This is a genomic window from Janibacter limosus, from assembly GCF_004295485.1.
GTDB classification, from domain to species: domain Bacteria; phylum Actinomycetota; class Actinomycetes; order Actinomycetales; family Dermatophilaceae; genus Janibacter; species Janibacter limosus_A.
In genome coordinates, this window is sequence record NZ_CP036164.1 from 1,496,832 (window position 1) to 1,516,002 (window position 19,171).

At 70.4% G+C, this 19,171-nt stretch carries 17 protein-coding genes; 7 read left to right on the plus strand and 10 right to left on the minus strand.

The window, feature by feature from the left end:
- Window positions 1-9: 9 nt before the first annotated feature.
- Window positions 10-1,107, plus strand: a complete 1,098-nt coding sequence (locus tag EXU32_RS07210) for a DUF3866 family protein (protein WP_130629289.1) — start codon at window positions 10-12, stop codon at window positions 1,105-1,107.
- A gap of 154 nt (window positions 1,108-1,261) precedes the next feature.
- Here the strand turns inward: EXU32_RS07210 and EXU32_RS07215 are convergent, their stop codons facing one another.
- The 7 genes from EXU32_RS07215 to dop form a co-directional block, all read right to left on the minus strand.
- Window positions 1,262-1,648 (minus strand): FKBP-type peptidyl-prolyl cis-trans isomerase, encoded by a 387-nt coding sequence (locus EXU32_RS07215; RefSeq protein WP_055995141.1) that lies wholly within the window; start codon window positions 1,646-1,648, stop codon window positions 1,262-1,264.
- A 72-nt stretch (window positions 1,649-1,720) separates the two neighbouring features.
- The gene (locus tag EXU32_RS07220; RefSeq protein WP_130629290.1) at window positions 1,721-2,758 is read right to left on the minus strand and encodes an FKBP-type peptidyl-prolyl cis-trans isomerase; all 1,038 of its coding nucleotides are present in this window, start codon (window positions 2,756-2,758) and stop codon (window positions 1,721-1,723) included.
- Window positions 2,759-2,828: 70 nt separating this feature from the next.
- Window positions 2,829-4,217: a Pup--protein ligase gene (gene pafA, locus EXU32_RS07225; protein ID WP_130629291.1), complete on the minus strand. Its 1,389-nt coding sequence runs from the start codon at window positions 4,215-4,217 to the stop codon at window positions 2,829-2,831.
- A 9-nt stretch (window positions 4,218-4,226) separates the two neighbouring features.
- Window positions 4,227-4,883, minus strand: a complete 657-nt coding sequence (gene prcA, locus EXU32_RS07230; RefSeq protein ID WP_431603064.1) for a proteasome subunit alpha — start codon at window positions 4,881-4,883, stop codon at window positions 4,227-4,229.
- Window positions 4,884-4,918: 35 nt separating this feature from the next.
- Entirely contained in the window at window positions 4,919-5,743 is an 825-nt protein-coding gene (gene prcB, locus EXU32_RS07235) for a proteasome subunit beta (RefSeq protein ID WP_130629293.1), read from the minus strand.
- Entirely contained in the window at window positions 5,740-5,937 is a 198-nt protein-coding gene (locus EXU32_RS07240) for a ubiquitin-like protein Pup (protein ID WP_130629294.1), read from the minus strand. Before EXU32_RS07240 ends, prcB begins: the two co-directional genes overlap by 4 nt.
- A gap of 35 nt (window positions 5,938-5,972) precedes the next feature.
- The gene (gene dop, locus EXU32_RS07245; RefSeq protein ID WP_130629295.1) at window positions 5,973-7,469 is read right to left on the minus strand and encodes a depupylase/deamidase Dop; all 1,497 of its coding nucleotides are present in this window, start codon (window positions 7,467-7,469) and stop codon (window positions 5,973-5,975) included.
- A 114-nt stretch (window positions 7,470-7,583) separates the two neighbouring features.
- On the opposite strand from dop, the gene EXU32_RS07250 reads away from it, so the two are divergent.
- From EXU32_RS07250 to EXU32_RS07265, 4 genes are all read left to right on the plus strand, one after another.
- Window positions 7,584-8,540: an alpha/beta hydrolase gene (locus tag EXU32_RS07250; RefSeq protein WP_130629296.1), complete on the plus strand. Its 957-nt coding sequence runs from the start codon at window positions 7,584-7,586 to the stop codon at window positions 8,538-8,540.
- A complete protein-coding gene (locus tag EXU32_RS07255; protein WP_130629297.1) occupies window positions 8,537-9,541 on the plus strand; it encodes an alpha/beta hydrolase in 1,005 nt (334 codons plus the stop codon). The genes EXU32_RS07250 and EXU32_RS07255 overlap by 4 nt, the downstream gene beginning before the upstream one ends.
- Window positions 9,534-10,130, plus strand: a complete 597-nt coding sequence (locus tag EXU32_RS07260; protein WP_242612919.1) for a DUF3054 domain-containing protein — start codon at window positions 9,534-9,536, stop codon at window positions 10,128-10,130. The genes EXU32_RS07255 and EXU32_RS07260 overlap by 8 nt, the downstream gene beginning before the upstream one ends.
- 74 nt (window positions 10,131-10,204) lie before the next feature.
- The gene (locus EXU32_RS07265; protein WP_130629298.1) at window positions 10,205-10,573 is read left to right on the plus strand and encodes a hypothetical protein; all 369 of its coding nucleotides are present in this window, start codon (window positions 10,205-10,207) and stop codon (window positions 10,571-10,573) included.
- An 8-nt stretch (window positions 10,574-10,581) separates the two neighbouring features.
- On the opposite strand, the gene arc is transcribed toward EXU32_RS07265, so the two are convergent.
- From arc to EXU32_RS07280, 3 genes are read right to left on the minus strand one after another with little or no spacing between them, the layout of a single operon-like run.
- A complete protein-coding gene (arc, locus tag EXU32_RS07270; protein WP_130629299.1) occupies window positions 10,582-12,243 on the minus strand; it encodes a proteasome ATPase in 1,662 nt (553 codons plus the stop codon).
- A 59-nt stretch (window positions 12,244-12,302) separates the two neighbouring features.
- Complete coding sequence (locus tag EXU32_RS07275) at window positions 12,303-13,325, minus strand: tRNA (adenine-N1)-methyltransferase (protein ID WP_130629300.1); 1,023 nt, start codon at window positions 13,323-13,325, stop codon at window positions 12,303-12,305.
- 11 nt (window positions 13,326-13,336) lie between these two features.
- On the minus strand, window positions 13,337-14,446 hold the full coding sequence (locus EXU32_RS07280; protein WP_130629301.1) for a site-2 protease family protein: 1,110 nt from the start codon (window positions 14,444-14,446) through the stop codon (window positions 13,337-13,339).
- 115 nt (window positions 14,447-14,561) lie between these two features.
- Here EXU32_RS07280 and metH point away from each other — a divergent pair, with 115 nt between their 5' ends.
- Both metH and EXU32_RS07290 read left to right on the plus strand, forming a co-directional pair.
- Window positions 14,562-18,284 carry a methionine synthase gene (gene metH / locus EXU32_RS07285; RefSeq protein ID WP_207233886.1) on the plus strand — a complete coding sequence of 1,241 codons (3,723 nt, stop codon included), beginning with the start codon at window positions 14,562-14,564 and terminating at the stop codon, window positions 18,282-18,284.
- Window positions 18,281-19,138, plus strand: a complete 858-nt coding sequence (locus tag EXU32_RS07290) for a RecB family exonuclease (RefSeq protein WP_130629303.1) — start codon at window positions 18,281-18,283, stop codon at window positions 19,136-19,138. The genes metH and EXU32_RS07290 overlap by 4 nt, the downstream gene beginning before the upstream one ends.
- Window positions 19,139-19,171: the final 33 nt, after the last annotated feature.

Here is a 19,171-nt window from a genome sequence, read left to right on the forward strand (position 1 = left end):
CTGCCGGACATGATCCACTGGCGCAGCGGCACGGTCCGCGAGATCACCGGCTCCCGCCCGGGGGCCCTGCGCCTGCGCGTCGAGGTCGAAGGGAGCGACACGCCCGCTCTCGCGCTCACCGGTCTGGTGGGCTCACCGCAGGTCGGCGACACCGTCCTGCTCAACATCTCGGCCCTGCGCCGGCGACTCGGCACCGGTGGCCACGCGCTCGTCGTGGGCAACCCCTCGCAGCTGCCGGCCGACCCGCCCGACTCCCCCGGCCACATCGTCAAGGCGCGCTACACGCCGCTGCAGGAGATGGTCCTGGCCCTCGAGGAGCAGGAGTCGCCGCACCACGAGGCGATGCGTGACCACCCCGACATCGCCGCAGGTGACCTCCACGGGATGCCGGTCGTCGTCGCGGAGCTGCACTCATCCCTTCCCGCTGTGCTTGCCGGGATCCGCTCGATCGCACCAGGGGCCCGCGTGGCCTACGTGATGACGGACTCGGCCGCCCTCCCCTTCGCCCTGTCGGACAGCGCCGCCCAGCTCGTCGCCGCAGGGTGGCTGGCCACGACGATCACGGCCGGGCAGGCCTTCGGCGGGGAGCACGAGGCGATCACCGTCCACTCGGCGCTGCTCGCCGCCCGGCACGTCCTGGGGTGCGACCTCGCGGTCGTGGCCCAGGGACCGGGCAACGCGGGCTCGTCGACGACGTGGGGCTGGTCGGGACTGTCGACCGGCGACGCGCTCAACGCCGTCCACGTGCTGCGGGGCCACGGCGTGGCGGTCCCGCGTGTGTCGGGCAGCGACCCCCGCCCCCGCCACCACGGCCTGTCGCACCACACCGCCACGGTGCTCTCGCGCACGCTGCTCGGAGCCGCGGACGTCGTCGTTCCCGACGGTGACGTCGAGCCGTGGCCCCGGGTGCGTGACGAGGTCGCGGCCGCGGTGGCATCGGCTGCCGGGTTCCCCCGGCTGGTGACCCTGCCCGCTGTCGGGCTGACCGAGGCGCTGTCGAGCAGCCCGGTCCCGCTCGTGAGCATGGGCAGGGCCGCGGCGGAGGACATGACGCCCTTCCTCACCGCGGCCCTGGCCGGCCGCCACGCGGCCTCCCTGCTGACCTGATTGCGCACGACCTCAAGGAGATGCGCACTCAACGCGCACGACCTCAAGGAGATGCGCACCCCGGGCGCACGACCTCAAGGAGATGCGCACCCCGGGTGCACGACCTTAAGGAGATGCGCACCCAGGGCGCACGACCTCAAGGAGATGCGAGGTCTCAGCCGACCTGCACGAGGTCGACGACGAAGATCAGCGTCTCGCCGCCCTTGATGGCTGCGCCCGCACCGGCGTCGCCGTAGCCCAGGTGCGGCGGGATGGTGATCTTGCGACGACCACCCTCCTTCATGCCGAGCAGGCCGTCGTCCCAGCCCTTGATGACCTGGCCGATGCCGGCGGTGAAGCCGAGCGGGGCGCCGCGGTTCCACGAGGCGTCGAACTCCTCGCCGGTCGAGTGCGCGACACCGACGTAGTGGGCCTGGATGGGCGACCCGGGGGTCACCTCGGCGCCGTCACCGACGGTGATGTCCTCGACGACGAGCTCGGTCGGAGCGTCACCCTCCGGGAAGTCGATCTCGGGCTTGGTGGTGCTGGGGTCAAAAGGCATGCGTCTCTCCTGTGGTTGGGATGGTCCTTCGTGACGCTTGCAGAGCAAGCTCCTCAGGGACCGTCGAGATTGTCAGTTGGCGGCGAGGATGTCCATGACGAAGACCAGGTCCGTGTTGGGCTTGATGCTCCCGTCGGGCGAACCCTGCTTGCCGTAGCCGTCCTTGGAGGGAGCGACGAAGACCAGGCGGTCACCGACGTGGGCGCCCTTGACGGCCTTCTGCCAGGCCTCGATGGTGCCCGGCTGGCCCACGACGAAGGGGTAGGGCTGGCCGCCCTTCTTGAAGGACGAGTCGAACATCGTGCCGTCCTTCAGGCGCACGCCCGTGTAGCTGGCGTAGACCTGATCGCCCTTCTTGATCTCCTCGCCCTTGCCCTCGATGAGCTTCTCGGTCACGAGCTTCTTGGGCTTCGTGACGCCCTCGGTGCTGATCTCCGCCGGGGCGTCGGCGCGGAACTTCACCTTCGGCATGCCCTTCTTGGGCGGCACCGCGGTCCCCTCGGCCTTGTCGGGCAGGACCCCGCGCACGTCGTAGACGAGCACGAGGTTGTCCTTGCCGTCGACGCCGAACTGGGGGGCGCCCTGCTCGCCGAAGAGGTCCTCCGGAGGCATGACGGCGACACCGTGTGCGCCGATCTTCTGGCCCTTGAGCGACTTCACCAGGCCGGGCAGCGAGCCCTCGTTGCCCAGGGTGAGGACGATCGGTGCGGTCGAGTAGGTCTCCGAGCCCTGGATCAGCTTGCCGTCCTTGCCGGAGAACATCGCCAGGTCGACCTCGACATAGGCGTCGTCCGGCAGCGTCTTGCCCGTGCCCTTGTCCAGGACCGTGCGGGTCGTCTGCGACACCGACAGCGGCTTGTCCTTGAGCGTGATCGAGGGGGCCTTCTTGCCCTTGCCCTCCGTGATCTTGATGCTGTCGACCTTCTTGGCGTCCGCCGGCTTGGGGTCGGCGAGGGTCATCGGCGACGGCTCGGACGGTGACGCCGACGCCTTGCTCTTGGCGTCACTGGTGGCGTCGGAGCCGGAGTCGCCGCCACACGCACTCAGCGCGAGCAGCGCGGCGACGGACGCCGCGGCGGCAGCGGTCAGACGGGTTGCCTTCTGGGGCACGATCAACCTCGATGGTTCGGGGACACGGTTGCCGCATCAGCCTAACCACGGAGTCTGGGCGTCGGCTGACTCAGGGTCCCGTGGGCGCCCGACGGGAGGACAGGACCTCCAGCAGCCGGTCGACCCGCTCGTCCACGGCAGCGAAGGGGTCCTTGCACAGGACGGTGCGCTGCGCCTCGTCGTTGATCTTCAGGTGGACCCAGTCGACCGTGACATCACGCCCGTGCTCGCGGGCGGTGCGGACGAACTCGCCGCGCAGGCGCGCCCGGGTCGTCTGAGGCGGGGTGTCGACGCCTGCGGCGATGTCCTCGTCGGTCACCACGCGAGCGACCTTGCCGGCTCGCTGCAGCAGGTGGTGGACACCGCGACGGCGGTCGATGTCGTGGTATGCCAGATCGAGCTGCGCCAGGCGCGGGTCGGCGATGTCGAGGCCGTGCTTGGCGGCGTAGGCGTCGAGGAGGCGGTACTTGATGATCCAGTCGATCTCGGTGCCCACCGCCGCCAGGTCGTCGGTGGCGATCGCGTCGAGGGTGCGCTCCCACAGGTCGAGGACCCGGACGCTGACGGGGTCGTCGATGCCCTCGCGGGCCGCGTAGTCCTTGGCCCGGGACAGGTACTCGCCCTGGATCTCGAGGCCGCTCATCCGCCGCCCGTCGGCGAGCTTGACCTGGGTGCGTCCGGTCCGGTCGAGGCTGATGTCACGGATCGCTCGGATCGGGTTGTCCAGGGCCATGTCGGGCAGGGCCACGCCGTCCTCGAGCATGCGCAGCACGAGGTGGGCCGAGCCCACCTTGAGCAGCGTGGTGGTCTCGGTCATCGTCGAGTCGCCGACGATGACGTGCATGCGGCGGTAGTGCTCGGCGTCGGCGTGCGGCTCGTCGCGGGTGTTGATGATCGGGCGCGAGCGGGTCGTCGCCGACGAGACGCCCTCCCAGATGTGGTCGGCTCGTTGGCTGACGGAGAACTGCGCTCCGCGACCGCTCGCCATGAGCTTGCCGGTGCCCGCAATCAGCTGTCGGGTGATGAGGAAGGGCAGGAGGCGCTCGGTCACCTCACCGAAGTTGGAGGTGCGTGCCACGAGGAAGTTCTCGTGGCAGCCGTAGGAGTTGCCCGCGGAGTCGACGTTGTTCTTGAAGACGTAGATCTCGCCGGCGACCCCGTCCTCCGTGAGGCGTGCCTGAGCGTCGTCGACGAGGTCCTGGACGATCAGCTCGCCCGCCCGGTCGTGCGCGATGAGGGTCAGGAGGTCGTCGCACTCTGCGGTGGCGTACTCGGGGTGGCTGCCGACGTCGAGGTAGAGACGGGATCCGTTCGGCAGGAAGACATTGCTCGAGCGGCCCCACGTCACGACCTTGCGGAAGAGGTAGCGCGCCACCTCGTCCGGCGTCAGCCGTCGCTGCCCGTCGGTGACGGCGGTGATGCCGAACTCGGTCTCGATCCCGAAGATGCGTCGTTCCACGTCAGCAGGCTATCCGGCGTCGCGAAGGGGGGCGCTGATCCGTCGGAAGCAGCGTCGTGACCTGCGGCGCTCCAGCACGGCCATCTCGAGGGACTCGTCGGCGATGCGCTCGGCCGGGTCGCTCCCTTCGGCGGGGAGGGAGAGCACGTCCACCGCGAGGGCGAAGGCGTCCTGCAGGTTCATGCCGGGGCGCCATCGCTCACCGAGTGCCTCGTTGAGCCGCGCGCTGTCGCCGCCGACGGCCACCCAGCCGTGCTCGTCGGCGACCGACCCGTCGTAGGTCAGCCGGTAGATGCGGTCGTCCGCGATGACCTGGCCCACCTCGGCGACGACGATCTCGACCTCGTAGGGCTTCTGGTCCTCGGTGAAGACCGTGCCGAGGGTCTGCGCATAGGCATTGGCCAACCCGCGGGCGGTCACGTCGGAGCGGTCGTAGGAGTAGCCGCGCAGGTCGGCGTAGCGGATCCCCGCGACCCGCAGGTTCTCGAACTCGTTGTACTTGCCGACCCCGGCGAAGGCGATCCGGTCGTAGATCTCACCGATCTTGTTCAGCGAGCGGCTGCTCGGGTTGTCGGCGACGAGCAGGATGCCCTCGTCGTAGCCGAGGACGACGACGGAGCGACCACGGGCGATGCCGGCCCGCGCGAAGTCGGCCCGGTCGGCCATGACCTGCTCGGGCGAGACGTAGAAGGGAGGTTGGGTCACCGCGGGCTCCTGCCGTCGCGCCGGTCGGCGAGGATCGTGGCGACGATGCTCTCGCACTCGGCCTCGTCGACGAAGGTCACGCCGGACGCGTCGACGACGCCCACCATCGGCCAGATGCGGCGGTGCACGTCTGGGCCACCGGTGGCCGAGTCGTCGTCGGCGGCGTCGTAGAGGGCCTCGAGAGCCACCCGGATCGCGCTGGCCCGGTCGAGGTCGGGCTGCCAGAGCTTCTTGAGCGCACCGCGGGCGAAGAGCGAGCCCGACCCGATGCTGTGGTGCTCCTGCTCCTCGTAGCAGCCACCGGTCACGTCGTAGGAGAAGATCCGCCCCTGCGCCCGCCCGGCGTCGTAGCCGCCGAGGACGGGCAGGACCGAGAGTCCCTGCAGGGCCAGGCCCAGGTTGCCGCGGAGCATGGCGGCCAGCCGGTTGGACTTGCCCTCGAGGGACATCACGGTGCCCTCGACCTTGTCGTAGTGCTCGAGCTCGACCTGGAAGAGGCGGACCATCTCGATGGCCGGGCCGGCGGCGCCGGCGATGCCGACCAGACTGTGGTCGTCGGCCGCGAAGACCTTGCGCATGTCGCGGTTGGCGATGAGGCTGCCCATCGTCGCCCGTCGGTCCCCCGCCATGACCAGCCCACCGGAGCAGGTCAGCGTGACGATCGTCGTGCCGTGCGGCGCGTCGACCATCGGCGTGAGCGGGACCGTCCGGCCTCCGGGCAGCAGGTGCGGGTCGTGCTGGCTCACGAACTCCGTGAAGGACGAGCCGCCGGTGGCGAGGAAGGCCGCCGGCAGTCGTCCTCGCTCGGGGTCACGGCTCACTGACCGCCCTTTTGCACGAAGCCCTTGACGAACTCCTCGGCATTGGACTCCAGGACCCCGTCGATCTCGTCGAGCACCGAGTCGAGGTCCTCGTCACGGGCGGCATTGCTCGCGCCCACCTGCCCGAAGCCGTCGTCGGGCTGGGCGTCGTCACCGCCACCGCTGGACTGGGGTCGGATCTGCTCCTGCGCCATCGCTGCTCCTATCCGTTGGGTGTCTGCGCCCGAGCCTATGCCCCGAGGGTCGCCACGAGGTCGTCGATGTCGCCTGCCGACACCAGCGCCTCGGTCGCCTCGCGGCCGAAGGCCAGCGGGTCGAGCATGGACAGCCGGGCGACGCGACCGGCTCGAGGCAGACGCAGCACGACGGAGTCCCACGAGGCGGAGATGACCTGGGGCCCGAAGGCCTCGACGATCCGGCCGCGCAACCAGGCCCGGGTGTCGGCCGGCGGTGAGGCCACGGCCGCCGACACGTCCTCGTCGGAGGTGAGGCGGGTGATCCGCCCACCGGCCTCGAGCTTGTGGAAGATGCCCTTGTCCGGGCGGACGTCGGACCACTGGATGTCGATGGCGCGGAGCCGGTGGTCGTCCCACGCCAGGCCGTCGCGGTCCCGGTAGCGCTGCAGCAGTGCGAGCTTGGCGACCCAGTCGATGTCCGCCGCCGCGTCCATCGGGTCGCCGGCGAGGAGTCCGACGAGCCGCTCCCAGTGGTAGAGGACCTCGTCGGTGGCGGGGTCGCTCCCTTCGCGCTGGACGAAGGTGGTCGCCATCTCGAGGTACTCGGTGAGGATCTGCACGGCGGTGAGGTCGCGGCCGTCACGCAGCCGCACCGTGGCCCGGCAGGTGGGGTCGTGCGAGACCACCTTGAGCGACTCGACGGGGTGGAGGACCTCGAGGTCGCGGTCGATCGCTCCCGCCTCGACGAGGCGCAGCACGAGCGAGGTCGAGCCGAGCTTGACGAGGTTGGCGACGTCGGCCTGGTTGGCGTCACCGATGATCACGTGCAGCCGTCGCCACTGGTCGGGGTCGGCGTGCGGCTCGTCGCGGGTGTTGATGATCGGTCTCTTGAAGGTCGTCTCCAGGCCCACACTCGCCTCGAAGAAGTCGCTGCGGGAAGCGATCTGGTATCCCGCCCGCTCGCTCTCCTGACCGATCCCGACACGACCGGCGCCGCACATCACCTGGCGCGCGACGAAGAAGGGGGTGAGCCCCGAGACGATCCGGTCGAAGGGGGTCGCCCGGGTCACGAGGTAGTTCTCGTGGGTGCCGTAGGACGCGCCCTTGCCGTCGGTGTTGTTCTTGTAGAGGTTGATCCCCGGCTCGCGCCGGGCGAGTCGCTCGACGATCTCGCGCATGACGAGCTCGCCGGCGCGGTCCCACACGACCGCGTCGCGCGGAGAGGTCACCTCCGGCGACGAGTACTCCGGGTGCGCGTGGTCGACGTAGAGGCGGGCGCCGTTGGCCAGGACGACATTGGCCAAGGACGGGTCCTCGGCATCGGTCAGCTGGGAGATGTCGGCACGGGCCCGGGGCATCTCGAACCCGCGCGCGTCCACCAGGGGGTGCTCGTCGCTGTAGTCCCAGGCGCCGTGGCCGGCCCGCAGCCCGTGGGCGCGGGCGTAGGTCGTCACGACCTCCCCCGACGCCGCCATCGGGTTGGCCCAGGGTTGCCCCGGCACCGCGATCCCGTACTCCGTCTCGATGCCCATGACCCGCCGAACGCTCATGCCCTCACCCTAGGACGCGCGGTGGAGGTGGACGCGCGGGCCATTCATCGGCGCGTACACCTCCACCCGGAGGTGGGTGCGACATGCTGGAATGGGGCCGTGACGAGACCTTGGATGCCATGGCGCACGCGCCTGCTCGACCGACTCACCCGGTCGGCGGCGATCGCGGAGGAGATGACGCCCGCTGAGCTGTCCCGGATGCGTGGCAATGTGCCCATGCGCCGGCCCTACACCTGGGTCCTCGGCACGCCCACCCGCGACGTCACGTCGACCTCCCGGCGGATCACCGCGCGCGACGGGTACGAGCTCAAGGTCCGGGTCCACCGACCCGACGGCGAGAGCGGCCCCCTCCCGCTGCTCGTGCACTTCCACGGGGGCGGCTTCGTCATCGGCAACATCGGCGTCTACGACCCGTGGTGCACGGCGGTCGCGGCGCGGGCCCAGGTCGTCGTGGTCACGGTCGCCTACCGGATGGCCCCCGAGCACCGCGCTCCCCTGGCCGTCGACGACTGCCTCGACGCGACCCGATGGGCCATCGAGCACGCGGCCGAGCTCGGCGCCCGGTCCGACTCCGTCGGGGTCACCGGGGACTCGGCCGGCGGCAACCTCGCGGCAGCGGTGGCCCAGCAGCTGCGCGATGAGGGCTTTGCCGGGCTGCGCCACCAGGCCCTGGTCTACCCGGCGCCGGACCTCACCGAGCGTGAGGTGGAGGCGCTGCAGGAGGCGGACCGGCGCTTCGTGCTGCTGACGCCCGACATGATGCGCTCCTTCCGCAGCCTCTACCTCGGCGACGACGGCGACGCGAGCGACCCTCTCCTCTCCCCCGCGCTCGGCGACCTCACCGGACTCCCGCCGGCGCTCGTCCAGACCGCCGAGCACGACCCCCTTCGGCCTGACGGGTTGGCCTACGCAACCGCACTGGAGGCCGCGGGCGTCGAGGTGCGCGCGACGACCTATCGCGGTGCGCCCCACGGCTTCATCACCTTCCCGGGGTTCGCCCCGGCAGCCCACGCGGCACTCGACGAGCTCGTCGTCGAGGTCACCCACCACCTGCACCAGGAGTCCCGATGAAGCGTCCCTACCCCGGCCTGTCGCCGCTCCTCGGCGCGCTGACCACCTTCCTCGACAACGGCGGTCGCGGTTCGATCCTCGACGCGGCGCACGAGGACATCCTCGCCGCGCGGGCCAAGGTCTTCCCGACCTCGCCCCCCTTCTCCTGGATCACCGGTCGCGTCTCGCCGCGGGTGACGATCGACGAAGGGAGCGCGCCGGCACGTGACGGGGCGAGCATCCCCCTTCGCTGGTACACGCCGGTGACGCGAAGGGCGGGACGTCCGGTCGTCGTCTACCTCCACGGCGGCGGGTGGGTGCAGGGCAACACCCCGATGTACGACCCGCTGTGCACCCACCTCGCGGCCGAGCTCGACGCACTCGTCGTGAGCGTGGACTACCGGATGGCACCGGAGCACCGGGCACCCGTCGCGGCCCACGACGCCATCGACGTCACCCGGTGGCTGCACGAGGAGCCTCAGCGGGGCGCCGACCCCACCCGGATCGCGCTCTGCGGCGACTCGGCCGGTGGCAACCTCTCGGCGGTCGTCGCGCAGCAGCTGCGGGACTTGCGCACCGACGACGGCGAGCCGGTCATCCGCCACCAGGCACTGATCTACCCCGCGACCGACCTCACGCTGGCCTCACCCTCGCTCGACGAGCACGCCGAGGGCGCGATCCTCTCCAAGGCGAAGGTCCTCGCCTTCCGTGCCCACTACCTCGGCGAGCAGCCGGACGCGGTCCGGACCGACGACCCGATCGTCTCCCCGCTCTTCGGCGACGTCACCGGAGTGGCCCCGGCGCTCGTCCAGACAGCCGACCTCGACCCGATCCGCGACGACGGGCTGCGCTACGCCGAGGCACTGCGGGCGGCGGGCGTCGAGGTGCGTGCCACCAACTACGTCGGCCTGCCGCACGGCTTCGCCAGCTTCCCCGGCGTGGCGCGCTCCGGTGCCCAGCACCGTGCCGAGCTCGTCACCGAGATCCGTCGCCACCTGATCGGGAGCACCCCCGGTGCGTGAGCGGGACGAGCGCCTGGGCTCGCCCGGCCGGCGCACGGCCCTGGCCGCGGGCCTCGACGTGCTCGTCGTCGCCGTCTTCACCCTCATCGGCCGCCGGACCCACGCGGAGCCGCTGGACCCGGCGGGGTGGTGGGACACGGCCTGGCCCTTCCTCGCGGGGCTCGCGATCGGGTGGTCGGTCGTCGCCCTGTCGAGCCGGGCATGGCCGACGCGTTTGTGGCACGGGGTGACCGTGTGGATCGCCACGGTCTTCGGCGGCATGGCGCTGCGCGACATGGTCGGCCAGGGGACGGCGCTCCCCTTCGTCGTCGTCGCGACGATCTTCCTCGGCGTGACACTCGTGGGGTGGCGGCTCCTGGTGTGGGCCGTGGACCGTCGTCGTCCGGAGCCGGCCCGTCCGAGCGGCACAGGACGCGGGCGCGTGCACCCGCCGATGCAGCACACCGAGGTGGGCGACCCCCTAGGGCTGGAGGAGCTCAGCGGCCCTCGCGAGGCCACGCCCGGACGGGGCGTGGTGCCCCCCGCCGACCGGGAGCGGATCGCCGGCGAGCTGGGCATCCGGCAGCCGCGCTCCCCCGAGGACTCCTGAGCCGCCTCCGCCCACCCGCAGGATGAGCACCCTTGCTCACGACCCGGTCGACCGGCGTGCGGACCATGGGGACCATGGCCACCCCGCAGACACCAAGGCACCAGCGAGGCCGGGCCGCGCTCGTCGTCGTGGGTTGGCTCCTCGCCGTCGTAGCCGTCGTCGCGTTCGCCTGGGTGGTGGCTCCGGACTACAACGCTGGGGGCCAGTGCGAGGGGCTGGGGTTCGGGTGCACGCTCACGCCGAGGGACATGGTCGGCTTCGCTGCCCTCCTGGGCACGCCGATCGCCCTCGGGACGCTCCTGGGCGGGCTGGGCGTCGTGGCCGCGGTCGGGTCCACCGCCTGGGGGCGACGGCTCAGTGCTCTGGCCCTCGGCACTCTGGCGACGGTCGTCGGCGTGCTGCTGACCCTCGGCGTCGGTGCCGTCCTCCTCGGCCTACGCTGACGGCTCCCTCAGAGGTACTGCCCCGTCCGTGAACCCGTGTCGATGGACCGCCCCGGCTCCGCGCCACCCGTCTTGCCGCCGATGAGCGTGCGGATGTAGACGATCCGCTCGCCCTTCTTGCCCGAGATCTTCGCCCAGTCGTCGGGGTTGGTCGTGTTGGGCAGGTCCTCGTTCTCCTTGAACTCCGCGATGCACGCGTCCAGCACGTGGCCCACCCGTATCCCCTCGGTGCCGGTGGTGAGGAAGTCCTTGATCGCGGCCTTCTTGGACCGGTCGACGATGTTCTGGATCATCGCGCCGGAGTTGAAGTCCTTGAAGTACAGGATCTCCTTGTCGCCGCCCTGGTAGGTGACCTCCAGGAACTGGTTGGCGTCGGACTCCGCGTACATGTGCTCCACGGCCGCGTCGATCATCCCGGCGACCGTCGCCTGACGGTCGCCGTCGTGCTCCTCGAGGTCCTCGGGGTGCAGCGGCAGGTCTGCGGTCAGGTACTTGCTGAAGATGTCGCGGGCGCCCTCGGCGTCGGGCCGCTCGATCTTGATCTTCACGTCGAGCCGGCCGGGGCGCAGGATCGCGGGGTCGATCATGTCCTCACGGTTGGTCGCACCGATGACGATGACATTGTCGAGGCCCTCGACGCCGTCGATCTCGGCGAGCAGCTGCGGGACGATCGTCGTCTCGACGTCGGAGGAGACGCCGGAGCCGCGGGTGCGGAAGAGGCTGTCCATCTCGTCGAAGAAGACGACCACGGGCGTGCCGTCGCTCGACTTCTCGCGGGCGCGGTGGAAGATCAGCCGGATGTGCCGCTCGGTCTCGCCGACATACTTGTTGAGCAGCTCCGGGCCCTTGATGTTGAGGAAGTAGGCCGTGGCGCTCTCCTGCCCCGTGCGCTCGGCGACCTTGCGCGCCAACGACGCCGCGACCGCCTTGGCGATCATCGTCTTGCCGTTGCCGGGAGGACCGTAGAGCAGGACCCCCTTCGGCGCCTTGAGCTTGTGGCGCTCGTAGAGGTCGGCGTGCAGGTAGGGCAGCTCGACGCTGTCGCGGATCGCCTCGATCTGCGCGCTGAGCCCGCCGATGTCGTCATAGCCGAGGTCGGGCACCTCCTCGAGGACGAGGTCGGCGACCTCCGCCCGCGGGATCCGCTCGACCGCGATGTTGCTGCGCTGGTCGACGAGCACGGCATCGCCGACCCGCACCTGCTTGCCGGTGACCCGGGTGCCGCGGCGCACGACCCGCTCCTCGTCCTGGCGCATGAGCACGAGCAGCCGGTCCTCGTCGAGGACCTCCTTGACGACGACGACCTCGCCGGCGACGTCCTCGGCGTGGACCGAGACGACATTCATCGCCTCGTTGAGCCGCACCTCGCGGCCGACGCCGAGCTCGCTCGACTCGACAGCCGGGGAGACGGCCACGTGCATCTTGCGTCCGCCCGAGAGCACGTCGACCGTGTTGTCGGCGTCGTGGACGTCGACGATCACGGCATAGGACGAAGGGGGCTGGGCCAGACGCTCGATCTCCTCACGGAGCGAGACGATCTGCTGGCGGGCGTCCTTGAGCGTGCGCACGAGACGCTCGTTCTGGGAGGCGACGGTCGACATCTGCGACTGCTGGTGGGCCAGCTTGTCCTGCAGTGCCCGCACGTCCTGGGGGCTGGGCTCGGTGGTCATGGACTTGTGCTCCCTTCCCGCCGTGGTGACGGCGTTCCCTGCCAGTCTCTCGCGTCTGCTCAGCGTGGGGTCGGGGGGACCACTCCGCGAGTCAGCTTGCGCATCTTCTTCTCCGAGGCGGTCCGCTCGCCCAGCGCCTCGGGGGTCCACTCGGCGTCGTCGGCACCCGGTGCCGGCTCGACCTGGGGGGCCTCGGTCTCGGTGCCCTCCTCCTGTGCCGCGTACCCCTTGCCCGGCCGACGCTTGCGCACCGGCGGGGTGGTGTCGGGCGCCAGGCGGCGGGTGGTGATGAGGAAGCCGGTGTGACCGTGCATGCGGTGCTGCGGGCGAACGGCCAGACCCTCGAGGTGCCAGCCGCGCAGGAGGGTCTCGAAGGCCTCGGGCTCGGTGAAGGTCCCGAAGTCGCGCATCGCCTCGGCGACCTTGCTCAGCTGGGTGGCCGTGGCGACGTAGCAGATGAGGACCCCGCCGGGCACGAGCGCGTCCGCGACGACCTCGAGGCACTCCCAGGGGGCGAGCATGTCGAGGACGACCCGATCGACCGTGCCGGGCTCGACGGCGGACGGGAGCGACTCGACGAGATCCCCCACGGTGACGGTCCACGCCGGGTGGTCCTCACCGAAGAAGGCCTGCGCGTTGGCCTTGGCGATCTCCGCGAAGTCGGCGCGCCGCTCGAAGGAGTGCACCGAGCCGGTGTCCCCCACGGCCCGCAGCAGCGACATGGACAACGCGCCGGAGCCCACCCCGGCCTCGACGACGCTCGCGCCGGGGAAGACATCGGCCATGGTGACGATCTGGCCGGCGTCCTTGGGGTAGACGACAGCGGCGCCGCGCGGCATCGACATGACGTAGTCGGACAGCAGCGGACGCAGCGCGAGGTACTCGCTCCCCGACGTGTGGGTGATCGTGGACCCGTCGGGTGCTCCGATGAGGTCGTCGTGCTTGATGTGGCCCCGGTGGGTGTGGAACTCCTTGCCCGGCGTCAGGGAGATGGTGTGCAGCCGACCCTTGGGGTCGGTCAGTTGGACGCGGTCCCCCTCACGGAAGGGGCCGCGACGGTAGGCAGATCCGGTGGCGCTCATGGGGGCTGAGTCTAGTTGCGCGCGAGGGCGGCGTTGACCCGCTCGACCCGCACGATGCCGCGCAGGACTCCCCCTTCGCTCACGGCGACGATCCGGGAGCGCGAGGACTGGAAGGCGTTGACCAGCTCGATGGCCTCACGGCCCGGGGTGAGGTCGACGGCCCACCCCTCGGGTGCATTGGCCAGGACGGCGGAGACCGGGGTGGACCCCACGGCCTGCACCGGGACGCTGCGCAGGGCGTCGTGGTCGATCAGGCCGAGCGGCACCCCGGCCGCGTCGACGACGACCGGCAGGGCACGAAGGGAGGTCAGCTCGCTGACCGGGCGGTCGTGGGCGATGCCCGCGGCCGGCTCGAGCAGGGACGGCACGTCCAGCCCCGAGAGGGTGCCGAGCGCCCGGCCGTTCCGGATCGCCTGCGTGGCGCCGGACCAGAGGAAGGAGGCGACGAGCACGGTCCACAGCACGGTCGACATGCTCGGCGACCGGCCCTGCAGCAGCGGGACACCCACGACGGCCACGACGACGACGATGACCAGACCACGGCCGAGGTACCCGGCGACCACGCGCGCCCGCCCCTGGTCCTTGGTGATGCCCCACACGACCGCCTCGACGATCTGGCCACCGTCCAGCGGCAGCCCGGGGAGCAGGTTGAGCACCGCGAGGGCACCGTTGACGAAGGCGATGCCGCCGAGGACCATCGCCGGGATCCCCACGCCGAGCACCGTGGAGGTCACGAGGCAGACGATGGCGATCACCGCGTTGGTGAGCGGACCGACGACCGCGATCGCGGCCGAGGTCATCGGCGTGGCGCGCGAGGCCTCGAAGGCGGTGTGGCCGCCCCACAGGTCGGCGACGACGCGGTGGACGGTGTGACCGAAGGACCGGGCCGTGATGGCGTGGGCCGCCTCGTGCGCGAGGACGCTCAGCAGCAGCGCGAGCGCGTAGATGACCGCGACCGAGTAGCCGACGGTCGTGCCGTGGACCTGCGCTGTCGACGGTCCGACGAGGAAGACGATGAGGCCGCCCATGAGCAACCACGACCAGCCGAGGTAGACGGGCACGGAGCCGATCGTGGCCAGACGGATGCCGCGAGGAGGGTGGTCGTCCGGGGGCGCTGCCATGCCCTGACCCTAGGCGAGAGGCCGGAATGAGGATCACACGGGTCGAATGAGGTTCGTTGACGTCACAAAGGGATAATGAGGACGCACTCCGCCCCCTTCGAAGAGGATCTTCACGGTGACTGACACCGATCTGCGCTCCGACGCCACCGACCAGCTGCGGGAGACGCTGAGCCAGCGCATCCTGCTCATGGACGGCGGCATGGGGACCATGATCCAGGGTCGAGGGCTGTCGGAGGCCGACTTCCGTGGGGAGCGCTTCGCCGACTGGTCCAGTGACCTGCAGGGCAACAACGACCTGCTGTGCCTCACCCAGCCCGAGATCATCGTGGACCTGCACCGGCAGTACCTCGAGGCCGGCGCCGACCTGATCGAGACCAACACCTTCAACGCGCAGCGCATCTCCATGGCCGACTACGGCATGCAGGACCTGGCGCGTGAGATCAACGTCGCCGCCGCGCGGCTGGCCCGCCAGGCCGCCGACGAGTTCACCGCCCGCGACCCGCAGCGCCCCCGGTGGGTCATGGGCGCGCTGGGCCCGACGGTGCGCACGGCGTCGATCTCCCCCGATGTCAACGACCCGGCGATCCGCAACATCACCTTCGACCAGCTCGTCGAGGCCTACCTCGAGCAGGCCAGCGGCCTCGTCGAGGGCGGCGTCGACATCCTGCTCGTCGAGACGATCTTCGACACGCTCAACGCCAAGGCCGCGATCTTCGCCCTCGAGACACTCTTCGAGCAGCACGGCCGCCGCTGGCCGGTCATCATCTCGGGCACGATCACCGATGCCTCCGGTCGCACCCTGACCGGCCAGACGACCGAGGCCTTCTGGAACTCCATCCGGCACGCCCAGCCCCTGGCCGTGGGCCTCAACTGCGCGCTCGGTGCCGAGGAGCTGCGCCAGTACATCGTCGAGCTGGGCCGAGTCGCCGACACCTTCATCTCCGCCTACCCCAACGCCGGTCTGCCCAATGCCTTCGGCGAGTACGACCAGGACCCGGCCTACATGGCCAGCCTCGTGTCCGAGTTCGCCACCTCCGGGCTGGTCAACCTCGTCGGCGGCTGCTGCGGCACCACCCCCGAGCACATCGCCGAGATCGCGAAGGGGGTGGGCTCCGCCGCCCCGCACGTCCCGGTCGAGGTCGAGCCGGCACTACGCCTCTCGGGGCTGGAGCCCTTCAACGTCACCGCGGACTCGCTCTTCGTCAACGTCGGCGAGCGGACCAATGTCACCGGCTCGGCGAAGTTCCGCAAGCTCATCGAGGCCAACGACTACCCGGCGGCCCTGGCCGTCGCCGCCCAGCAGGTCGAGAGCGGCGCCCAGGTCATCGACATCAACATGGACGAGGGCATGCTCGACGGCGTCGCCGCCATGGGCACCTTCGTCAACCTCGTCGGCTCCGAGCCGGACATCTCCCGCGTCCCGCTGATGATCGACTCCTCCAAGTGGGAGGTCATCGAGACCGGCCTGCAGCGCACCCAGGGCAAGGCGATCGTCAACTCGATCTCCATGAAGGAGGGCGTCGAGCCCTTCGTCGAGCAGGCCCGCCTCTGCCGCAAGTACGGGGCGGCGATTGTCGTCATGGGCTTCGACGAGGACGGTCAGGCCGACAACCTGCAGCGGCGCAAGGACATCGCCCAGCGGGCCTACACGATCCTCACGCAGGAGGTCGGGTTCCCCGCCGAGGACATCGTCTTCGACCCCAACATCTTCGCGCTCGCGACCGGTATCGAGGAGCACGCCGAGTACGGCACCGACTACATCGAGGGGGTGCGCTGGATCAAGGCCAACCTGCCGGGCGTGCTCGTCTCCGGTGGCGTCTCCAACGTCTCCTTCAGCTTCCGCGGCAACAACCCGGTGCGCGAGGCGATCCACTCCGTCTTCCTCTACCACGCGATCAACGCCGGCATGGACATGGGGATCGTCAACGCCGGCGCCCTCGTCCCCTACGACACGATCGACCCCGACCTGCGCGAGCGGATCGAGGACGTCGTCCTCAACCGTCGGGAGGACTCCACCGAGCGGCTGCTCGAGGTCGCGGAGAAGCACCGCGGTTCGGGAGCCAAGGAGGAGGAGGCCACGCAGGAGTGGCGCGAGCTCCCCCTTCGCGAGCGGATCACGCACTCCCTGGTCAAGGGGATCGACACGTGGGTCGTCGAGGACACCGAGGCGCTGCGCCTCGAGATCGACGCTGCCGGCGGCCAGCCGCTGGAGGTCATCGAGGGTCCGCTCATGGACGGCATGGGCGTTGTCGGTGACCTCTTCGGCGAGGGCAAGATGTTCCTCCCCCAGGTCGTGAAGTCCGCCCGGGTGATGAAGAAGGCCGTCGCGCACCTCATCCCCTACATCGAGGCCGCCAAGAAGCCGGGTGACGCCAGCCGCTCCAAGGGCCTGATCATCATGGCGACGGTCAAGGGCGACGTGCACGACATCGGCAAGAACATCGTCGGCGTCGTCCTCCAGTGCAACAACTACGACGTCATCGACCTGGGCGTCATGGTCCCGACGCAAAAGATCCTCGAGACCGCCCGCGAGCACGACGCGGACGTCATCGGGCTGTCCGGGCTCATCACGCCCTCGCTCGACGAGATGGTGGGGGTGGCGTCCGAGATGCAGCGCCAGGGCTTCGACATCCCGCTGCTCATCGGCGGTGCCACGACCTCCCGCGCCCACACCGCGGTCAAGGTCGACCAGCAGTACGACGGTCCGGTCATCTGGGTCAAGGACGCCTCGCGCTCGGTCCCGGTCGTCAGCCAGCTGCTCAGCGCGACGGGCAAGGCCCCGCTGCTCGAGACGACGGCGGCCGACTACGAGGCGCTGCGCACGCGGCACGCGGCCAAGAACAACGACCGCCCCAAACTGACCTACGAGGACGCCAAGGCGGCCCGCACGCCGATCGACTGGGGCGCCGAGCACCCGCACCTGACCGGGGTCACCCCGATGCGAGAGGTCTTCGAGGACTACGACCTGGCCGAGCTGCGCGAGTACTTCGACTGGCAGCCCTTCTTCAACGCGTGGGAGCTCAAGGGCTCCTTCCCGGACATCCTCAACAACCCGGCCACGGGTGAGGTGGCCCGCAAGCTCTACGACGAGGCCCAGGAGATGCTCGACCAGATCATCGAGCACAAGTGGCTGACGGCGAAGGGGGTCATCGGCCTCTTCCCCGCCAACGCCGTGGGCGACGACATCGAGATCTACACCGACGAGTCGCGGGCCGAGGTCGCGCACACGCTGCACATGCTGCGCCAGCAGGGCAAGCACCGTGCGGGCATCCCCAACCGCAGCCTCGCGGACTTCATCGCGCCGAAGGACACCGGGGTCAAGGACTGGATCGGGGCCTTCGCCGTGACCGGTGGCATCGGTGCGTCGGACAAGATCGCCGAGTTCAAGGCCGACAACGACGACTACAACGCGATCCTGCTCGAGGCGCTGGCCGACCGTTTCGCCGAGGCATTCGCCGAGCGGCTCCACGAGCGGGTGCGCACCGAGTTCTGGGGCTACGCGCCAGACGAGTCGCTCGACAACAAGGAGCTCATCAAGGAGGCCTACGACGGCATCCGCCCGGCCCCGGGCTACCCGGCGTGCCCCGACCACACGGAGAAGAAGACGCTCTGGTCGCTGCTCGACGTCGACGAGATCGGGATCGAGCTCACCGAGGGCATGGCGATGTGGCCCGGTGCGGCCGTCTCGGGCTGGTACCTCGGGCACCCGGACAGCCAGTACTTCGTCGTCGGTCGCCTCGACAAGGACCAGGTCGAGGACTACGCGGCGCGCAAGGGCTGGACGATGCGGGAGGCCGAGCGCTGGCTCGGGCCCAACCTCGGCTACGCCACCGAGTGAGGGCCGCGCTCTCCCCTTCGCGGGCTGCTGACTTCAAGCAGTGCCCCCTGAAGTTCCGGTTCCGCACGATCGACGGCCTCGAGGAGGCACCCTCGCCGGCGGCGGCGCGAGGCACGCTCGTGCACGCCGTGCTCGAGGAGATCTTCGAACTGCCCGCTGTCGAGCGCACCCCCGAGGCCGCGCGGGCGCTGGTGCCGGGTCGGTGGGCCGCGATGGTCGCCGACCGACCCGAGCTCGCCGAGATGCTGGCGGACGAGGCGTCACTCAGCGAGGAGTCGTGGTTTGCCGCTGCCGAGAAGCTGGTGGACCGGTGGTTCACCCTCGAGGATCCGTCGAGACTCGAGCCCTCTCACCGTGAGGTCAAGGTCGAGACCGAGGTCGACGGCTTGGTGCTGCGCGGCATCATCGACCGGCTGGACATCGCCCCCACCGGTGAGGTGCGGGTCGTCGACTACAAGACGGGGCGCACGCCTGCGGCGGGCTTCGAGGGCAAGGCCCTCTTCCAGATGAAGTTCTACGGCTTGGTCATCTGGCGCCGCACGGGCCGGATCCCCGACCTGCTGCAGCTGGTCTACCTCAAGGACGGCACGGTGATCCGCTACGTCCCCGACGAGGCCGACCTGCTGTCCCTCGAGCGCAATGTCCGAGCGGTGTGGACGGCGATCGAGCAGGCCGTGGCCGCCCGCGACTTCCGCCCCAACCCGACGAAGCTGTGCGGGTGGTGCGACTTCAAGCCGCTCTGCCCCGCCTTCGGCGGCACTCCCCCGGCGCTGCCGGAGACGATCGAGATCACCACCCCCGAGGCCGCGCTGACCGCCGAAGCCAGCGCACCCCCTTCGCCCGCCTGGCCCTGAGTCCGCATCTCCTTAAGGTCGTGTGCAGTGGGT

Excerpts from the sequence above, each read along its gene's own strand:
- EXU32_RS07210 (WP_130629289.1), top strand. The coding sequence starts at position 10 with ATGATCCACTGGCGCAGCGGCACGGTCCGCGAGATCACCGGCTCCCGC.
- EXU32_RS07215 (WP_055995141.1), bottom strand. The coding sequence starts at position 1,648 with ATGCCTTTTGACCCCAGCACCACCAAGCCCGAGATCGACTTCCCGGAG.
- prcA (WP_431603064.1), bottom strand. The coding sequence starts at position 4,883 with ATGGCCGACCGGGCCGACTTCGCGCGGGCCGGCATCGCCCGTGGTCGC.
- EXU32_RS07240 (WP_130629294.1), bottom strand. The coding sequence starts at position 5,937 with ATGGCGCAGGAGCAGATCCGACCCCAGTCCAGCGGTGGCGGTGACGAC.
- dop (WP_130629295.1), bottom strand. The coding sequence starts at position 7,469 with ATGAGCGTTCGGCGGGTCATGGGCATCGAGACGGAGTACGGGATCGCG.
- EXU32_RS07250 (WP_130629296.1), top strand. The coding sequence starts at position 7,584 with ATGCCATGGCGCACGCGCCTGCTCGACCGACTCACCCGGTCGGCGGCG.
- EXU32_RS07255 (WP_130629297.1), top strand. The coding sequence starts at position 8,537 with ATGAAGCGTCCCTACCCCGGCCTGTCGCCGCTCCTCGGCGCGCTGACC.
- EXU32_RS07265 (WP_130629298.1), top strand. The coding sequence starts at position 10,205 with ATGGCCACCCCGCAGACACCAAGGCACCAGCGAGGCCGGGCCGCGCTC.
- arc (WP_130629299.1), bottom strand. The coding sequence starts at position 12,243 with ATGACCACCGAGCCCAGCCCCCAGGACGTGCGGGCACTGCAGGACAAG.
- EXU32_RS07275 (WP_130629300.1), bottom strand. The coding sequence starts at position 13,325 with ATGAGCGCCACCGGATCTGCCTACCGTCGCGGCCCCTTCCGTGAGGGG.
- EXU32_RS07280 (WP_130629301.1), bottom strand. The coding sequence starts at position 14,446 with ATGGCAGCGCCCCCGGACGACCACCCTCCTCGCGGCATCCGTCTGGCC.